The sequence below is a fragment of the Companilactobacillus jidongensis genome, from assembly GCF_003946575.1.
GTDB classification, from domain to species: Bacteria; Bacillota; Bacilli; order Lactobacillales; family Lactobacillaceae; genus Companilactobacillus; species Companilactobacillus jidongensis.
This window is the reverse complement of sequence record NZ_RHOP01000031.1, coordinates 1-19,250: the sequence shown is the minus strand read 5'-3', so window position 1 is coordinate 19,250 and position 19,250 is coordinate 1. Positions and strand designations below refer to the sequence as shown.

Sequence of the window (19,250 nt, the reverse complement as noted above, 5' to 3'; positions counted from 1 at the left end):
TGTGCATGAAAATAGGCATCCTCAATGAGGATGCCTATGGTTAAAAGTTATTCATCAATACTATTTGACAAAGAGCCCTAATACTATACTTTTTAAGATAAATAGTTCACAAAATCATCAAGACATGGCAAAATGGCGAAAAAAAAGAGCCCACAGACAAATGTCCGTTGGCTCAAGCAAACTAATTACTTAGCTGCTTTTTCATCACGACTCTTAAGGAATTCTTTAACGGCTTGAGTTTTTGCCATGCGTTCTTCACCGTTCTTAGCGTTAACGGGACGGCGGTGGCCTGTATAGCCTTTATGTGTATTTTGTGACATCTAAATCCCTCCTCCCTTATCTAGTATTGTCTTATTATTCAACCCTATTATTGTAAAGGAATCTGTCAAATTATTCAACAACTATTTTCCTATTATATAAAAAAGAACCAACTGATTGCAAGTATCAATTGGTCCAAAACCGTATCAATTGTTTTCAAATAATAAATTATGCTTCTTTAGGTTCTAATTTTGTGGCTTTACTGGATTTTGATTCTTCCTTTACAATTTTTTCAGTCTCGTATTCCTTTGAGTGAACACGGAATGCCAAAATGAATCCTAGAATGGCTAAAACTAAAGTAAAGGCGAATCCATAATGGGCACCATTAGTGAATGCCAAGGCAGTTGAATGTCCGCCATTAGCGAAGTAATTGTTTTGACCAGTACTCAAGAGAATTGTAGCAATACCAGTAGCGACAGCACCGATGACTTGTTGGAATGTATTAATGATAGCAGAACCGTCAGCTGATTGATATTCATTCAATGAATTAAGACCGTAACTTTGTGCTGGTGACATTGCTAGTGGAACACCGATCATAAGAACGATGTGAGCCACAATAATGTAACCTAATGAACTGTTTTGATTACTAAATAGGAACATAACAGCACCAATGGCTGAAACTAAGAAACCGATGCGTGTCATCCACTTAGCACCGATACTGTCGTAAGCTCGACCGGCACCAAACGAAACCAAAGCGTTGACAAAACCACCTGGCAACATAACAGCACCAGTTAAGGCAACCGCAACGCCAAGTCCGTTTTGTAGGTACATTGGTAATAAGTACATAGCTGAAAGTGTGATACCAAAGTTCAACATAACTAAAACTGAACCAGTAACAAATTCAGGTCTGCGTAACACGGCAAAGTCCAATGTAGGAGTCTTAGCGTGCATTTGTTGTCTGATGTAGACAATTAATAAAATCAGACCAGCAATCAATGAAATAACAGCAATTGAAATGCTGTTAGATAAATAACTGATACCGAAGACGATCAAACCAAAACTGATAGTTGATAGGAAAATTGCTAACCAATCAACAGCTGGTTTAGTAACTTCGAAGACATTGGTCAAATTCTTTTCCATAAAGATCAAACCGATCAATAGGAAGATAATAAATGAAACAAAGATCCATCTCCATGATGATACACCCAAGATAATACCGGAAATTGTGGGTCCGATAGCTGGGGCAAACATGATAACAAGGGCGGCTGCACCCAAGGCAGCACCAAGTTTGTTAGGTGGAAAAATTCTCATAGCGATCGAGAACATTAATGGCAAAATAAGCCCAGTGGCAATACCTTGAATCATCCGACCAAATAACAGAATTGCAAAACTTGGTGCAATTGCTGCAATGATCGATCCAACGATGAAGTCGATAAGTCCGAAACGAACTAGACCTCTAGTAGAAAAATGTTTCGTTAATAAACTTGAAAGTGGTAGGACAATGGCGATGACTAGCATATAGCCCGTAACCAGCCATTGTGCTGTACCAGTTTCGATAGAAAAAGCTTTCATAATGGATGGAAGAGCAATGTTAAGTGAAGTTTCACTGAACATTCCCACGAATCCACCAATCAAAACACCCATTAAAGCCAAATATGGATGCTCTGGGTTTGTGTTAATTTGAGATTTACTCATAGTTACCTCCGTTTTTGTTGCAACAGTGGATTAATATACCAGAAAAAAAATGTTTTCGTAAGTTTTTTCTGAAATTATTTTATTTTGATGTGAAAATGGCGGGAGTTAAGGATAAAAGTAGGAAATGAAATTTGAAATTTCACCTTTCAATGTAAAATATGGTACAATAAAAAGTACAAAAAGACGTACAAGGAGGAATGGATATGACTTTTGCAGTAACACAAAGTGACTTTAGAGAACATCTGAAAGAATACTTAGACAGCGTAAATGATGATAATGAAATTGTTTATATTGCTAGGTCAAAGAGCCGTACGGCTGCCGTTATTTCTCAAGAAAAGTTAAATTGGTATGAGAGTATTGCGAAATCTAAAGAGGACTCTCTAGAATATGCAATTGCTAGAGACCAACTTATTCGCCATAACGCTATGCAAGATGACAAAATTGTAGAATCCGACGATGAATATTGGGGACAGTTCACTAAATGAAAAAATTAAAATTCAAACCACGTGATACATTTAATATTGATTTAAAAAGATTAGCTAGTTTGGATAGAACAATTATTTCTGAAATAAGATCCGCAATTGATATTCTATTGGAAGATCAGAAATTACCAGAAGAATTTGACGACCACGAATTAAAAAGGCGTATGGCAGGTTATCATGAATTCCACATACGAGATACTCCTGTTGGTAAGGTACCAAATGATGTTAATGATATCTTGGTTATTTATACAATTGACAAAGATGAATTAATCTTAATCGCCATAAGAGCAGGATCACATTTGCGATTATTTCCCGGACAGAATAGTTCTGTAAGCTTCTATAAATAAAAATAACGACTGAGAATTTCAAAATCTCAGTCGTTATTTTTATTTACAAATTCATCCGAATTGATTCAACAATCCTATTAATAATACCTTCCTGATATCCAGCAAGGCGTTTTTCTAAAATTGCATCACGTAGCGCCGTTACAATATCATCTGCATACAAAATATTATTCATCTGATCCTGTTGCGTATAGAAGTAGTCCATGATAGTTCGATATCGTATGTAATTATCGGCGGTCAAATAAGCTGTTTCGGTAATTTTATCGAATTGTTTTGACATGAATCCACCCCCTTATGAACCTGTTTACTCATTTACATAACATCTTAACTTAAATTACGTAAAAAAAATCATTTTGGACAATAAATGCACCCAAAACGATTTTTTTATCTATTAATAGAACGAGCCATACGCGAAATAGTATGACGTTCACCACGAATAGCTTTGCTCAGCGGATAAATATTTTCCATTGGCGATTGAATACCCCAGGCTGAATCACCTATGTGTTGAATATCAACGCCGACAATCTTATTTCTAATGGCTATATTCTCAATGTAACTTGCACCAGAGCCCTCTTGACTAGTACCGATAGTACTCATGACTAGAGCATTCTTACTATGAACTAACTCTACAATTTTTTGGAGAGTTGCATCGTTGAGACCAGGAATAGTTCCCACGGCTGGCACCAAAATCACATCAGCACCCGCATCAAGGAATTGTCCAACTGATTTTTTATCAATGACCGGTTCATTAACACCAGCGCCATGCATTTTACCGGCAATGACCAATCCGGAAAAATTTTTCTTAGCGACTTTAATATTAGCCGCAATTTGTTCATTCGTAACACCAGTACCCGGATTGCCTGTTAAGACGACAAAATTGAAACCTAGACTCTCAGCTTCTTGAAGTGATCTCTCACTAGCAGTTCGACCTTCGGAAATTTCTGTTCGATCCTCTGCCATATCAGCGTTAGGATCAACCGGTTCTAAATTGACCCCAATTGGACGACCAGTTAGCTTTTGTAGATGCTTGATACTTTGTCCATCATGATGAATTACCGCATTCTCACCGTCATATAGACCGAATATAGCCGGATTGAAGACGTCTAACATGTTGAGCAAAATCATATCTGCTCCAAATGCTGCCGCAATTTCCGAAGTGGTGATTTGATCGAAACTCATTACTTGATGAGTCGCGATATTCTCACTTACTATTACTCGGCCCTCACTGGCCTTGATCGATTGTTTTAATTCTTTTCCGTTCATTTTTAGGATTTCGGTTGGGTTGGCGCTGATTAGCCTTTTTGTCATTGTTTGCTACCTCCTGCAATTATGAATATCTATCAACACTAAGTATACTTTTACATAATCAGCGTAACAAAAAAACCGATAATTAGTTTTATCGGTTTTTCAATCTAGAATTATGATTTATCAATTTTAGGATCAGGTGGATTACCCTTTCCAGTCATCATATCCCATAGTTTGCATAATCCCATTAGAATCATAGGAGCAAAAATTGAAATATAAACATTATCAATTCCAAATGGATCACCCATTAAGAACCATGCGGTAGCCAATACAGCTGTACCTATAAGTGCAACATTGGCACTTCTTGTACTACCAAAGTGAGGTAGATAAAATCCGGAAATGGCAACAACTGTAATAGACATACGTAAAGCTTTACTGAAGAATGATAATTGTAAAATCTGTGGAACGATGAATGAAAAGATCAATGGTAAGAATCCAACAATAACAGATAAAATACGTGTCATACGTAATTGTTGTTTTGGTTCTGGATGACGCATTGGAACATAAAAGTCATCAACAATCAAAGCAACTAAGCCTAACGCAACAGAACTAACACTAACAAAGACAGATGCTACTAGTGCCGTTGCAACAAATCCAGCTAAGAAAACATTCATGTGTGTTAAAAAGACTGGCAATGCATACAATCCATTCATTGTAGGGAACAAGAACTTAGCGGCAACACCGATCAAACCAATAGCAATAGCTAATGGAATAAATAATCCAGCGGCCAGATAAGATGCATGTTGTGCAGCCTTCGCATTCTTAGCTGATGAAATAGCTTGAACTAAGAATTGCGTTGAGAATACAGCACCAACAGTTGTAAGAATCCAACCTATGATAGTTCCCCAACCAATGTGACCATTTAATGTGAAATAAAAATGAGGCATTTTCGTAACCATGGGTGAAATACCATGTGTCAATACTAAAGCAAATGCTAAAGTAATCAGAATACCAATATACTTAACAAATGTGTGAATAACACTAACATAAGCGACACTCTTCATACCACCAAATGAGAAATAAATCGTACTTACAATACCGACGATAACCATAGCAATTGGAAGCTTAATGCCTAAAATCTGAACAAGAACACCAGCACCACTAATATAATTACCAACATTAACCAAGAACAATGCATAGATCATGATAATTGAAACAATGATTTTTGTTGAATGTCCATATTGCTGTTCAACGGCACTAGAAATAGTAAAACCACCAGTATTATACAAACGTTTAACGAAGAACAAACCATAGAGAATAAAACCAATAACAGCGGCTACAATGGCCCAAGATGCAGCAACACCATTGCTAAATGCCGATTGTGCAGTACCAACAGTTGATTGTGCACCAATATATTCTGACATCAGCAAAATACCTAAAACAAAAGTTGGAAGCTTATTACTTGCACGCATGAAATCTTCATTTGTGGAACCACCCCAACGAAAACTTAGGTAACCGGTAATTAGAATATATACCAGGATCATTCCCATGACGATCAGCGTATCATTCGAACTTAACATGTGCATATTATCGCACCTCCCAGAATAATTACATGACAAGATTTTTGATCTAAATTATTTGAATAAATTTGTTTTATTCAATTTTCTAAGGGTCTTGGCTAGTCACGCTTCCTAGGACGGTAACCTTGCTCATCACCTTACAGTCTCTATACTACGAAAATTTCATAGTATTCGATATAAGATTACTGTTTAAAGTTGAAGCGTTTACAAGTAAACGCTTCCATTTATTTGATATTCCTATTTTTATTGTTTATTTTTGAAACAGCTTACAAATATAACGTATCAACTAAAAAAGATCTGCACTTTGAGATTAACAAAGTACAGATCCTCTTAATGGTTATTGCATTAACTTACCACCACTTAAGTTTAAAATTGATCCAGTAATGAATCCTGCTTTATCAGATAGCATAAATGCTACAGCTTCAGCAACATCTTCTGGTTCACCTAATTTATGTAATGGAATTTTCTTCAACATGTTATCACGATATTCTTGCGACCATTGCTTAGTCATTTCAGTTGCAATAGGACCACATTGAACAGAGTTAACACGAATATGATCACTCGCAAATTCTAATGCAAAATGCTTTGTCAAATAGTTCAATCCGGCCTTACTTGCACCATAACTTGCTGCAGCATTTGGATGTGGGGTTACACCATTAGCTGAAGTGATATTAACAATTGACCCTTCCTGTTGTTCAACCATGACTGGAAGAACCATTTTACTCATAATAAAACTACCAGTTAAATTAACTTTTATAACTAATTCCCAATCTTTTACAGGTGTTTCCAAAGTCTTAGTACGTTTCATCATCCCTGCATCATTAACCAATGCATCAATATGACCAAACTTTTCTTTTGCATCATTTACTAATTTCTGTGAAAACTCTGGATCAGTGATATCCCCAGCAACTTGCATGCACTGTTGACCTAGTTTTTCAATTTCCGATTGAACTTCAACTAATTCATCCGCCTCAAGGCCTGTTAGTACCAAATCATAGCCCTTCTTTGCCAATGTCAATGCTATTTGTTTACCAATCCCTTGTGAACTACCTGTAACAATCGCTACTTTACTCATAAGAAACGCCTCCTGAATTCGCTTTCATAAATATAATAGTTTAAATTTTAAATCAACCATACCTATTTATCGTTTCAAAAATAAACATAATCCAATAATTGAATAGATAAATTTGTAAACGTTAAAATTTAAAACGTTGATTCCAAACAAAAAAGACACACTTAATTCCATGTGTCTAATTTAAAAAATTATTTATTCTCAGCCAATTTAATCGCATAATCAATGGCATTCTTCAAACTTATCTCATTTGCAGTACCCTTTAATACTTGATCAAAGGCTGTACCATGATCAACTGAAGTTCTAATGATAGGAAGACCCAATGTAATATTTACACCAGCAACACTCTTCCATTCTTTCTTTTCTTCATCATATTGGAATCCTTGCATTTTCAAAGGAATATGTCCTTGATCGTGATACATGGCAACAACAATATCATACCAGCCACCGACGGCCTTAGGGAAGACTGTATCTGGTGGTACAGGCCCTGTAACATCGATACCTTCAGCCTTGGTTTCGTTAATAGCGGGAATAATCTCATCGGCCTCTTCGTTACCAAATAAGCCATTTTCACTGCTGTGTGGATTCAGTCCAGCAACACCTATTTTTGGATGTGCAATACCCAAGCGTTTGCATGCATCGTCAGCAATTCTAATAACTTCGGCGACACGTGGTTTCTTAACAAGATCACAGGCTTGACGTAATGATACATGTGTTGAAATATGGACAACACGCAGATTATCATGAGCCAACATCATTGTGTAATTCTTAGTGTGTGTATAGTGAGCATATATTTCTGTATGACCGGCAAAATGATGTCCAGCTAAGTTCATAGCTTCCTTGTTCAAAGCATTAGTTACCGTGGCATCAACTTTTCCAGCCATAGCTAGATCAATAACTTTTTTAACATATTGAAACGCTGCATTACCAGCCATCTTGCTGACAACGCCAAACCTAAGTTGATCGATATCAACCATGTGCATTTCATATACATCAACTAATCCATACTCAAACTTTGCATCATCAACATTTTCGATGACATTTAACTTACTCTTTAAGTCTGGCAAATATTCCATTACCTTCAATAATACCGAACTATCTCCAACAATAATGGGATTACATTGTTCATACAATTTTTTATCTTTAAATACACGTAATGAAATCTCTGGACCAATACTTGCAGGGTCACCCATCGTAATCGCTACAATTGGTTTATTATTTTTCATAATCGTGACCTCCTAATCAGCTACTTTTTCTGCAAAATATTTACTATAATTCTTTTCAAGAGCCGTCTTCAAAGTGGCAATTGAGGTATCATCCAAATGATTAAACGGTGCTCTTGTGCTACCAACAGGATAACCGATCAAATTAGTACTCTTTTTGATAATCGTATTAGGGTTACCGAGAACAAAACAATTACGCAATGGACGAATAGAATCTTGAGCTTGACGTGCTTTGTCCCAATCTCCAGCCTTCCAGTACTTATAAATAGAAACCATAATCTGTGGCAATACATTAGCTACGGCTGTGATACCACCAGTACCACCAGCTTGTAATGTCCATAGAATCAATGCATCATTACCAGAAATAACTGAGAAATCTTTGTCTCTAGTGAGTTCAATATATTGAAGAATATTATCAAAATTACCACTAGAATCCTTAACACCAACAATGTTCTTAAGATCTGCTAAACGAGCAACGGTCTTAGGTGCTAGAGCATTACCTGTTCTTGCTGGAATATTATATAGAAGAATTGGTAAATCAACTGCGTCATTAATTGCCTTGTAGTGTAGATAAAGTTCCTCTTGTGAAGCTTTAGCAAAGGAAGGTGTAATAATTGATAGAGCATCTACACCGATTTCTTTTGCTTCTTTAGATAGCTGAATAGTTTCTTCTGTTGATACACAGCCAGTACCAGCATAAATTGGAACCTCACCATTTGCTTCATCTACAACTGCCTTCATAACAGTTAATTTTTCTTCATGACTCAAGATATATCCTTCACCATTTGTACCAAGTGTAAATACGCCTGTAATACCGGCGTTGATTTGACGTCTTACTTGATTACGAAGTTCTTTTTCATTTACCTTTTGGTTTTCATCCATAGGGGTGACCATTGCGGCAATAATTCCTTTTGCAATATCATTTCTCATAGTAAATATCCTCTCTAAATTTTAATTACATAACTGATTTATATATATTTTCTACTTCTTCACGTGTTAATTTTCTACGATTATGATCTAACAGACGTGTTTGTTGTAATGCTGAATCTACTAAGAAGTCAAGATCATCTGCTTTTACACCAAACTGTTTAAGATCAGTTGGAATTTCAACTTTCTTAACAATTTCTGCAATCTTAGCAATCATGAAGTCTGCCTTTTCTGATACCGACTTATTACCTTCATCTGGAAATACAAAATCACACAAACTTGCCAAACGATCAGCAATATCAGGTTTGTTAACTTCCATTACTTGCTTGAACAAAATAGCATTGGAAACACCGTGAGCAATGTGGAATTTACCACCTAATGGATAGGATAAAGCATGAACAGCAGTAGTACCTGATGCGGTGATTGCCACTCCACCATAGAATGCACCTAACAACAGTGCCTTTCTAGCGTCCATATTATCAGCATCTTCATATGCTGGAACAATATTCTCAAAGATATTCTTAGCCCCTAGTGATGCGATACCATCACTCAATACGGTGGCATTCTTTGATGTATAACATTCAACACAGTGACTCAAAGCATCAACCGCTGATGACGCCATAATTGATTTTGGTAGTGTTTTAACATTATTTACATCAAGTAATACTAGGTCAGGAAGCATTTCGTCACTAACAATTCCAAACTTAACATCCTTTTCAGGAATAGTAACAATGGCATTAATGGTAGCTTCAGATCCAGTACCTGTTGTTGTCGGAATTAATACCGTTGAACAACGCTTGCTTACTTTACTAGGATCATCGATCAAATCCTTGATACTGTAATCAGTATGTAAGACCAAGGAAATTAACTTAGCAGCATCCATAACACTACCGCCACCAATGGCAACAATAGTATCGAAGTCAAACTTACTTACCTTTTTTAATAATTCATCGACTTGAATATAAGTTGGTTCTGGTTTGATTTCTGATTCGATTTCATAAGAAATATTGTTCTTCTTAAAGTAATCCTCGATAGGTTGAACCAAACCACTCTTCATCAATCCATTATCTGTAAATAAAAGAACATTCTTATTTTCCTTTTTAGCGATAAAATCGCCTAAGTATCCTAATAAATTCTCACCTAAATAAATGCGATTAGGCATTTTCAAAAATGCATTATCCATACTATTTACTCCATTCTATTCATTGACAGTTTTTTCAGATTTTATCCAAGCTTCAGTTAATTCTACAAAGGCAATTTTTTGTCTAAAGTATGTAAAAGTTACATCAATATTTCCATTTTTAGCCGCTTTAACTGAAGGATATGAGAACTCTCTGTTCTTCTTATTCTTTGAATCATTTGTTAAAGCATACCCATCACCTTCGGCAATATTCTTCTTGAATGGCCATGTCTTACCTTCATCCTCAGAAATTGCCACAGTAATTGGAGCTCGTGGTGCACCCCAGAATGCACGTGGAACATCACTATCTTCGTCAGCATCCTTGTCTTCAAGACCGTCACTATATAATGAGGTTCTTCTTGAAGTTGCATCTTTAGCGCTAGAATCATTGAATACCATTACTAAATCGCCATCATCCAAGACAGTTGCTTGAATTGAAGCGTTGTTGTTTGGTAATTCAGTTTTTTCCGGTTCCGACCACGTCTTACCATCTTCGGAATAGCTACGATAAATATTGTCTGCCCAGCGGCTACGGAATAAGCCGATATAACGACCACTCTTAAGTTTTTCAATATCCATGTGAACACAGCCTAAGCTATTAGGAACCTCATATTCTTTAAACGTCTTAAATTCATCAGTAGATACTCGAACGGTACTATAATCATAGCTTCCATCCCAAGCCTTACCATCATTTTTTACAACACAATGGAAAATCGGTAATAACCATTCACCATTATCAGTAACAACAATAGGTTGACGAATGAAGACCCCTTGTTCACCATCAAATAGTACTTTTTGATCGTCCCAAGTTTTACCTTCATCATGAGAAATACGATACTCAACAATGGCTGTATCTTGATTACCACCATCTTGTGATGTGTACATCAACCAAATATCACCGTTAGGGGCATGGAACAACATAGGATTTTGATCTGAACGACCTTCATTAGAGGACATTCTAATTGGTTCTGACCATGTTTCTTCACCGTGGTTCATACGTGAAAGGAAAATACTAATATCTGACATTCCTTCTTGTGTACCTGAGAACCAAACACACAATGTATCGCCATTATCCAAAATCAACAAATTTGAAGCGTGACTTTGAATTCCGGATTTTGGTAACGTAAAGGTTCTCTCAAACTTAGTTGTAAGACTATCTTGTAATTCCATTGTAAAGCCTCCTATTATTTATAAATTATTTTCAGAAATTTTTACTACGTAACTTCTTAAATGCATAAGTAATTAATTCATCATTACCAAAAGCACCGGCCTTAGTAACAATATTCAAACCATCAAGATCACCTGAACGAATCCTTAATAATGGCACTCCTGGTTCAATTTCATCAATAACCTGGACTCCACCAGCCTTGCCAACATCGAGTAGACCCTTTGCAGTATCACCACCAGTAACGAATACACCGGAAATTTTTTCGTATAGAACCAATCTACGACATATCCCAGCCAAAATTGTCTGTGTGACTTTACCAACACTCTCTTTACTCAAATCATACTTTTCTAATCTTTTAATGGTCTTATTTAGTTCAGAACGATCATATGAGGCCGATGACATCACTACAACATCCTTACCTTTTTGCAATAAATCACGTGCTTCATTTAGATACGAGGCGTATGAATCCTGTTCGTATACGTCATAGATAGGAATACTAATTAAATTAACACCATTTTCTTTTGCAAAATGTAACTGTCTTCTAGTCACATCACTAACACTGCCAATCAATCCAATAGCCGGTAGTGTTTTTTCATATTGCATAAGAATACTACTCATCAATCCGGCTGAACCCACCCAGAGAACCTTTTTATTAGTCTTCTTTACTTCTTTAATAATCTTTTGAAGGTCCAAAGAATTCTCTGAATCAAAAGATAAATATTTACAATTATCACTTATTTTGAAATTATCTTTTCTAATATCCTTAATAGAATAGTGCTTTACAGTTTTTCCTAGAAAAGCTCTCTTCAAAATATCTGATATATTATCGTTATCTATTGGTTTCAAAGGATCCTTGCCGATTTCGGTATCCAAAGCACGAATCTTGTTAACATATAAAATTTCATTTTTTATAGTTCTGCCTAAGCTCGGAAGTGCGGGGGCAAATACAACCATATCTGGCTTATAGAATTCTGCTAATGTTTTGATTTCAGCACTAATATTGCCACGCAATGTTGAGTCAACTTTTTTTAAGATAACATCGAATGAATTCAAATTTACATTAGACATCATCGACTTCATCTTATTAGCAGCATCTTCAGAAGATACATTTCTAGTCTCAGTGTCTAGAACGCACGAAGATTTACTATCCTCAGAATCAATCGAAGTAACATCAAAATTAACATTAACATCAATACCATGATTAACAAGCTGTACTCCAGTATCGTTGGCACCAGTAAAATCATCAGCAACAATCAAGTAATTAGCCATGTCGTTATCACCTCCTACATTTGAGAAATGAATTATTTGATAGAAGATTGAGATCCACTTCTAATCCCATAAAACGTTTTCATTGATTACAAGTTCTATATTATTCTCAAACTAAATATAAAAATATTGAATTATTGTTCAAAAATTAAACGTTTTTAAAAAGATAATAAAAAAAAATACAACTATAATTGTGGTTGTATCAAAATAAAACATTTGTATAGAGGTGATAGTTTTGGACATGAATGTACTCTGTATTTCTCCTTACCAATCCATGCATATTTCCGTCCAGCAGATTTATAATATTTACGCTAAAAAATACCCCAATATCCATGTTTACTTCGAAAAGCTAGATAGACATGAGGGTATTCCCGCCTTAACAGATATGATAAATGAGCGACACTATGACATGGTAATCTCACGTGGTGGTACGTCTGCACTGATCAAAAAAATAAGTAAAATCAAGGTAATAGATGTCGGTATTTCACAGTATGACATTTTGAGCATTATTCAAGCCTCATCCAGAATAGACAAAATTGCACTGGTTGGGTTCCCAGAAATTACTGATCCATTCCAAAAAGTGGCGGATAGGTTTCAAAAATCCGTACCAGTATACAGTGTCCAGAATGATACTGATCTCAACGGAACATTAAAAACTATCAAAGCTTCTGGATTTAATACCGTTATAGGTGATACCAGTGTTGAAAATATGGCCGAACAGTTTAACCTGAACACCATATTCATAACTTCAGGTGAAGAAACTATCAAAAATGCCCTATTGAATAGTTTCGCAATATTAGAAGAACTTTCTAAAAATCAGGATCAAAAACAATTGTTTATTCACCTATTAAATGAATTCAATCAATTCTTTGCAGTGTTCAACTCAGATGGTTCCCTTTATCTAAAGTCTGATGGATTCTTTAATGATGATACTTTATGGGACAGATTTGAAAATACAATCACTAAAAAAATGACAAACTTTAATTACAACAATAGTTATTACAAGATTGATTCTAAAGAGTATCAAAATAAATTAATTTATGATTTACGTCGAGAAAAAATTTGGAATGACTCCAAGAATACTGATTTCGCACAACTTCTGATGGATGATGATAAGTCCATTCAGATAAGTAATCTGTATCACACTATTTACGATGACGGATTCTTTAACAAACTTGAAACCTACGCTCAAGATGACACTAATATTGTTGTGTTGGGTGAAAAAGGAATGTCAAAAAAATACTTATCAATAATGATAAGTAAATACAGTAATTACAAATCAAATGTGCCTGTTTTGTTAAATCTTGAATCCGAAAAACTCTTTAATGCCGCTATGAATGACGAAAAATCTATTCTTTATGAATCAGGAAAAGTCTGTGTTCTTGATAAATTTAATAATCTTCCATATAAAATTCAAAGAAATTTTTTAAATTTTATAGATGAAACAGGTTTTGCATCTAGAAACAAGATTATTTTTATTTTTGAACAAAAATTATCTGATGGTATAGATAAAAACTTGGAAGGATTAATTGCTAATTCTCATTTGGTAACGCTCAAACCATTAAGTGATGTAATCGGCAACTCCGTTTCGAAACTGATCACTATAATTATCAATGATTATGCCAAACATAATGCCAAAATGGTTACTGGAATATCTGACTTAGCACTCGATTATTTGTTGAATCAAACTTGGAACAATAACTTGGTGGAGTTCACAAAGGTAATAAATTCCTCGTTAGCGGCAACTGAAAGCGCACAAGTCGGAGTCAAAGACATTCAAGCGGCCGAAAAAGAATATAAAGATCTTAAATACTTATATAATCATGATCACAAAACCTCATATTCACCTATAAACTCTTACAATTCCGCCGAATCAAAAACCTTACACGAAATCACCAGAGAAGCTGTTACCAATGTTCTGTTTAAGAATAGCGGTAATAAAACTAAGACCGCCAAGGAATTGGAAATAAGTCGAGCAACACTTTGGCGTTATTTGAAAGAGGATAATTGATTGTTTCATAAGTGAACACCTTATTTCTTAAAAGAATCTATTTTAGATTGTTGTTTAATAATTAAACCAACAATTCATGTATACGTTTTCACAAAAATAATAATCTAGTTATAGAAACCTTTAGGAGGTATATAATATGTTCATTTCAAATAAATCAGATAGTACTGCAAAATTTTTAAGTAACCTTTCAGCATTGAAACCAGTTTTTAATTTTCTAAAAAATACTGATCTTAGTGCTCTTGAATTAGGAAAGCACGATATAAGTGATGGCATCTTCGCTAATGTTCAAGAATACGATACAAAAGAAGAGAAGTTAGGACGTTGGGAAAGTCACAAAAAGTATATTGATTTTCAATATGTCATTTCTGGCCAAGAGAGAATCAAGACTACTAGCAGTTCAAAATTAACTTTAAAAGATGACGAGTTGGATAAAAAAGATGCCCTTTATTATGAAAAATATCAGGGATCAACATCATTGATTGAGTTACATCAAGATGATTTCGGCGTATTCTTGCCTGAAGATGCTCACGAAGCCTGCTTGAATTTGGATACCGTTTCTCATGTTAAGAAGGCTGTTATTAAGATTCCTTTTGCTTTATTGTTTTAGATGATTATTTTAAAAGCCACAAATCCGGTATTGTTGCGGATTTGTGGCTTTGTTTGTGTGATTTAGTTTTCGAAAAAATCTTCATCGATTTCAAATAGCTCAAAACTATTCTTAATCTGGATTCCAACATGATATTGAAGCATTAATTCAGTCAACACAATAGAAAAACCTTTGGCAGTTTCAATAGCATTCTTTGAAAAACTTGAGGTTGTTATAAATACACCACGATCAGCATGAATACGTGATAATGAACCGAAGAATGCATCAATCATAGGACGCTGAACAACATTATCAGAATTGTATCTTTTGGCCTGAATATAAATAGTATTAGTACCTAACGCATCTTGGTTAATAACACCATCTATTCCACCATCGTTAGTACTTTGAGTTACTTTGGAATTACCATTCGGACCACGGTAACCCATAGCGACTAACAATTTTACCACTAAGTTTTCGAAGAATCTTGGATCCGATGCCTGTATTCTACTTAATAAATCAGATGCTACTTGATTGTTGTAACTTGTGACGGTTGTAGAAATGTTTTCTGAAATGTCCTCAAATGATTCAGGTACTTTATCATCGCTATTTATATTGTTTCTTTCATTTCTTTCTTTTAATTCATTCTTATGTTCTTGGTACTTTGGTAAACTGTGTAAAAATTCTACCGTTAGTACTGTCTTATTCTTTAAAATTTGTTTTCCCAGATCTGAAATTATATATATTCCTCTACTTGGACGTTCAAAAATTCCATCTGTATATCCTTCACTTAATCCCCAACTAGCACGGTTCTCTATTAAATTATCCATATATGAAGAATCGTACGTTGCATTACGCAACTCTTCAGGCAGACCAACAGAGTCAGAGGCCCTTTTCTTTAAATTTTTTCCAGTGTGCTCTTTCCCGTCAGATGTTAAATCTAACAAAACTGGGATCATTGCATCCCAAGTAGGTAGACCATGTTTCCCCAATTTCATATCCCTATAATCAAAATCCATATTTATTGCCTACTTTATTTTTAATTCTAGTATATCAAAACCTAACTGACTCATAAGTATTCAAAATAAATAAACATATTAAATATAAAATCGAAATTAAAATATTAAAAAGATGATTAGTTTCAAATGATCAATTATTTTAAAAATTTATCAACTTTAGCTCTTAGTGCTCATGACATTAAGATAAGCACTAGTCAATATATTCAATATGGATATATAAATTATTATTTTAAATCCACATTCAAAAATAATAATAATTTTATTAACAATAATGTACACTACTGATTGGGAACTTCGTAAGCTAGGAGAACTAACTATACGAATAACTAGAAAAAACAAAAAGCTGGAGTCTACACTACCACTTACTATTTCCGCACAAAACGGACTAGTTGATCAAGAGACATTCTTTAATAAAAAAGTTGCTAGCCATGACGTTAGTGGATATTATTTATTAAAAAATGGAGATTTTGCTTATAATAAATCATATTCAAAAGGATATCCATGGGGAACTATTAAACGGTTAAATAAATATGATATGGGAGTGCTATCAACTCTCTATATTGTTTTCAAACCCATACACGTAAATAGTAATTTTTTAGCTAGTTACTACGATTCTTCTTATTGGTATCGTGAAGTATCAATTAATGCCGCTGAAGGTGCAAGGAATCATGGCTTACTTAATATTTCAACATCAGACTTCTTTAATACAGAGTTATCTATACCTCGTAATAATTCAGAACAAATTAAGATAAGTGATTTTCTATTAAAAATAAAAAAGTTGGTTGCTCTTCAACAACGGGAAATAACTTTTCTAAAAGATGGTAAAAAAAGCTTAATGAACAAACTATTCCCATTAGATGGGAATATGGCTCCCTTAGTTACTTACACTACATCTAATGGGGATTGGGAACAGCGTAAGTTAGGAGATATTACCACAGAACGTAATGAACGTTCCAAGAATGGAGAACTTCTATCGGTTACAATAAATAGTGGTATAAATAAAACTGTTAGTTTAAAAAGAAAAAATAGTGCGAGTGATGACAAATCTAATTATAAGAGAGTTTATATAGGGGATATTGCTTATAATTCAATGCGCATGTGGCAGGGAGCAAGTGGGGTATCAAAGTACAATGGTATTGTTAGTCCAGCGTATACAGTATTATATGTGAATAAAAATTTTCTTTCCAATGATTTCCTAGGTTGTATAATTAAATTACATAATATGACTTGGAAGTTTAGAACACACTCACAAGGTTTAACATCCGATACATGGAATTTGAAGTATCCATTATTTTCTCAAATAGATATTAAATATCCGTCATTATACGAGCAAATCCAAATAGAACAATATTTAGAAGCATTTGATAATTTGATCCACAGCGAGGAACAAAAATTAAATAGATTATCTGAATTAAAAAAGTTTTTTCTTCAAAAGTTATTTATTTAGATATTATTTACACATACATTTAGGCGGTAATAATAAATTATTGTCGTCTTTTTTATAATAATGATAAATACTATATCGAAAGTTTAATAATTGAGTTTTGTTACATTAATTTGGACATCTGAAACATTATCTTCTCACCATCTTGTGTTTCCAATTCCTGAATAATATGTAAGTAAGTATTCTGAGTAGTAGTCATATTAGCGTGTCCCAACCTTCTTGCAACGCTGGCGATAGATACTCCAGCGAACAATAATAACGATGCATGTGTATGTCTTAGCCCATGAATAGTTATTACAGGTATATTGGCATTTTTACAAAGAACGGCTAGTCGATTGTTAATAGTAGAATTAAAAATTCTCCGCTTAACAAAAATTGGTTTATCTTCTGGTAGTTCTTTAGTCATTTGTGAGAATTGCATTGCCATTTTCCAATCTATTTGTACTTTTCTGACAGATGAAGGATTTTTAGTAGGTTGAAATCCGCCACTTGTTGCACGATAGTTCCAAGTTTTGTCGATACTAAGAAGTTGCTTTGTAAAGTCAAAATCTTTTGGTGTTAATGCTAATGCTTCGGCAAATCTCAAGCCGGTTTTGGACACCAGTAGAATGTACCAATCCCAATTTATTTCAGTCTCTAAATTCAACTGTCTAATTAATTGTTGTAGTTCATATTCATTTAAAAATTTAGGCTTCTTCTCACTTGGCTTTTTACCTTTAATGATAATTTTACGTGTTGGATTTTGTTTGATCAATCCTTCATCAAGAGCGTCCATTATTGCACCTTTTACTTGGTGATGAAAATCCTTAGTGGTTTGTTTCTCGTGTTCCAATGCATATCCATTAATAAGTTCTTGATAACTTCTCCTAGTTAGATCATTTAAACGTAAATTAGGAGCTAACTTAGTTACCCATTTTAAACTCATATAATATTTGTCCAAGGTAACCGATCTAATTGCGTTAACTTTATATAAGTGAATCCAATCCTCATAATATTTATAAAATAATTGTGTCGATGTCTTTTTAGGCACAGAAAAAACCTCCGAATATATTTTTGACATTTTTATGTCATTATTTATTATCCGAAAGTTATGTATTATTATTGTTTAATTATTCAAATTTTAGATGAAAAGTTTTTGAAGATAGTATTTTTTCATTTGTTGTAATTGTGATAATCTTTTTTCTTCAAATTTTATAGAATCATCAATATGTTTTAATAATGATCCAATGATTGTTTGCTCACCTCTTGAGTAAGGAATTTGAACAATGAAATTAAGCAAATCATTGGGTGAAATGCGTTTTTGACTATTTGAAGTACCAGATGAAATTGACTCTAATTTTTTGGTTGTCCTATTAGACAATAAAAATTGTTCTAGAAACTTTAAATCAATACTTTTAGATTTGAATGGAATAAATTCACTCGAAGCAACCGAATTATCAAATTTAGCATTAACTAGCCAAATTCGCTTCTGACGAACATTCAGTTTATTGATTAATAGAACATAATTAGAAATCTTGATACGGTTACTATGCATTGTTTCACCAAACACCATATCTGGATTACGGCTTCTATCATAAGCAGGCATACTGTATTCGTAAAATCTTTCATCAGGCATTTTTTGAGGATCAATACTTTCTCTTATAAAATTACCTATTTCTTCAAGTTTACGCTGTTCCGTAAGCACCTAATAACCGACCGTCTATGATTTAGGCGGAATTCGAATTATGATTATCTCATCAAACATATTGGTGAG

19 protein-coding genes are annotated in these 19,250 nt (G+C 34.3%); 5 read left to right on the top strand and 14 right to left on the bottom strand.

All coding sequences use genetic code 11. The features are described from left to right. Positions 1 to 185: 185 nt before the first annotated feature. Both EKM68_RS13780 and EKM68_RS13315 read right to left on the bottom strand, forming a co-directional pair. Positions 186 to 320, bottom strand: a complete 135-nt coding sequence (locus EKM68_RS13780) for a hypothetical protein (protein ID WP_263853656.1) — start codon at positions 318 to 320, stop codon at positions 186 to 188. 166 nt (positions 321 to 486) lie between these two features. Continuing rightward, a complete protein-coding gene (locus EKM68_RS13315; protein ID WP_125591288.1) occupies positions 487 to 1,953 on the bottom strand; it encodes an MFS transporter in 1,467 nt (488 codons plus the stop codon). A 203-nt stretch (positions 1,954 to 2,156) separates the two neighbouring features. Here EKM68_RS13315 and EKM68_RS13310 point away from each other — a divergent pair, with 203 nt between their 5' ends. Continuing rightward, the gene (locus tag EKM68_RS13310; protein ID WP_125591287.1) at positions 2,157 to 2,438 is read left to right on the top strand and encodes a type II toxin-antitoxin system prevent-host-death family antitoxin; all 282 of its coding nucleotides are present in this window, start codon (positions 2,157 to 2,159) and stop codon (positions 2,436 to 2,438) included. Then, positions 2,435 to 2,782 carry a type II toxin-antitoxin system YafQ family toxin gene (locus EKM68_RS13305; RefSeq protein ID WP_125591286.1) on the top strand — a complete coding sequence of 116 codons (348 nt, stop codon included), beginning with the start codon at positions 2,435 to 2,437 and terminating at the stop codon, positions 2,780 to 2,782. The genes EKM68_RS13310 and EKM68_RS13305 overlap by 4 nt, the downstream gene beginning before the upstream one ends. A gap of 43 nt (positions 2,783 to 2,825) precedes the next feature. Here the strand turns inward: EKM68_RS13305 and EKM68_RS13300 are convergent, their stop codons facing one another. The 9 genes from EKM68_RS13300 to EKM68_RS13260 form a co-directional block, all read right to left on the bottom strand. Then, the gene (locus EKM68_RS13300; RefSeq protein ID WP_125591285.1) at positions 2,826 to 3,059 is read right to left on the bottom strand and encodes a DUF2397 family protein; all 234 of its coding nucleotides are present in this window, start codon (positions 3,057 to 3,059) and stop codon (positions 2,826 to 2,828) included. Positions 3,060 to 3,163: 104 nt separating this feature from the next. Next, positions 3,164 to 4,087: a DUF7916 family protein gene (locus EKM68_RS13295; RefSeq protein WP_125591284.1), complete on the bottom strand. Its 924-nt coding sequence runs from the start codon at positions 4,085 to 4,087 to the stop codon at positions 3,164 to 3,166. A 110-nt stretch (positions 4,088 to 4,197) separates the two neighbouring features. Continuing rightward, the gene (locus EKM68_RS13290) at positions 4,198 to 5,610 is read right to left on the bottom strand and encodes a sodium:solute symporter family protein (RefSeq protein ID WP_125591283.1); all 1,413 of its coding nucleotides are present in this window, start codon (positions 5,608 to 5,610) and stop codon (positions 4,198 to 4,200) included. 331 nt (positions 5,611 to 5,941) lie between these two features. After that, a complete protein-coding gene (locus EKM68_RS13285; RefSeq protein WP_125591282.1) occupies positions 5,942 to 6,679 on the bottom strand; it encodes an SDR family NAD(P)-dependent oxidoreductase in 738 nt (245 codons plus the stop codon). 188 nt (positions 6,680 to 6,867) lie between these two features. Beyond that, the gene (gene pdxA, locus EKM68_RS13280; protein WP_225423021.1) at positions 6,868 to 7,902 is read right to left on the bottom strand and encodes a 4-hydroxythreonine-4-phosphate dehydrogenase PdxA; all 1,035 of its coding nucleotides are present in this window, start codon (positions 7,900 to 7,902) and stop codon (positions 6,868 to 6,870) included. Between the two features lie 12 nt (positions 7,903 to 7,914). Beyond that, complete coding sequence (gene dapA / locus EKM68_RS13275; protein ID WP_125591281.1) at positions 7,915 to 8,829, bottom strand: 4-hydroxy-tetrahydrodipicolinate synthase; 915 nt, start codon at positions 8,827 to 8,829, stop codon at positions 7,915 to 7,917. Between the two features lie 25 nt (positions 8,830 to 8,854). After that, the gene (locus EKM68_RS13270; RefSeq protein ID WP_125591280.1) at positions 8,855 to 10,009 is read right to left on the bottom strand and encodes an iron-containing alcohol dehydrogenase; all 1,155 of its coding nucleotides are present in this window, start codon (positions 10,007 to 10,009) and stop codon (positions 8,855 to 8,857) included. 15 nt (positions 10,010 to 10,024) lie between these two features. Next, positions 10,025 to 11,176 (bottom strand): sialidase family protein, encoded by a 1,152-nt coding sequence (locus tag EKM68_RS13265; protein WP_125591279.1) that lies wholly within the window; start codon positions 11,174 to 11,176, stop codon positions 10,025 to 10,027. Positions 11,177 to 11,207: 31 nt separating this feature from the next. Next, the gene (locus EKM68_RS13260) at positions 11,208 to 12,443 is read right to left on the bottom strand and encodes a four-carbon acid sugar kinase family protein (RefSeq protein WP_125591278.1); all 1,236 of its coding nucleotides are present in this window, start codon (positions 12,441 to 12,443) and stop codon (positions 11,208 to 11,210) included. A gap of 238 nt (positions 12,444 to 12,681) precedes the next feature. On the opposite strand from EKM68_RS13260, the gene EKM68_RS13255 reads away from it, so the two are divergent. Further along, entirely contained in the window at positions 12,682 to 14,451 is a 1,770-nt protein-coding gene (locus EKM68_RS13255) for a PrpR N-terminal domain-containing protein (RefSeq protein WP_225423022.1), read from the top strand. A 136-nt stretch (positions 14,452 to 14,587) separates the two neighbouring features. Then, the gene (locus tag EKM68_RS13250) at positions 14,588 to 15,058 is read left to right on the top strand and encodes a YhcH/YjgK/YiaL family protein (protein WP_125591276.1); all 471 of its coding nucleotides are present in this window, start codon (positions 14,588 to 14,590) and stop codon (positions 15,056 to 15,058) included. Between the two features lie 62 nt (positions 15,059 to 15,120). On the opposite strand, the gene EKM68_RS13245 is transcribed toward EKM68_RS13250, so the two are convergent. Further along, positions 15,121 to 16,053 (bottom strand): restriction endonuclease, encoded by a 933-nt coding sequence (locus EKM68_RS13245; RefSeq protein WP_125591275.1) that lies wholly within the window; start codon positions 16,051 to 16,053, stop codon positions 15,121 to 15,123. 271 nt (positions 16,054 to 16,324) lie between these two features. On the opposite strand from EKM68_RS13245, the gene EKM68_RS13240 reads away from it, so the two are divergent. Then, a complete protein-coding gene (locus tag EKM68_RS13240; protein ID WP_125591274.1) occupies positions 16,325 to 17,500 on the top strand; it encodes a restriction endonuclease subunit S in 1,176 nt (391 codons plus the stop codon). Positions 17,501 to 17,600: 100 nt separating this feature from the next. On the opposite strand, the gene EKM68_RS13235 is transcribed toward EKM68_RS13240, so the two are convergent. Beyond that, on the bottom strand, positions 17,601 to 18,557 hold the full coding sequence (locus tag EKM68_RS13235; protein ID WP_125591273.1) for a site-specific integrase: 957 nt from the start codon (positions 18,555 to 18,557) through the stop codon (positions 17,601 to 17,603). A gap of 60 nt (positions 18,558 to 18,617) precedes the next feature. Beyond that, on the bottom strand, positions 18,618 to 19,181 hold the full coding sequence (locus tag EKM68_RS13230; protein WP_125591272.1) for a restriction endonuclease subunit S: 564 nt from the start codon (positions 19,179 to 19,181) through the stop codon (positions 18,618 to 18,620). Between the last annotated feature and the right edge of the window lie 69 nt (positions 19,182 to 19,250).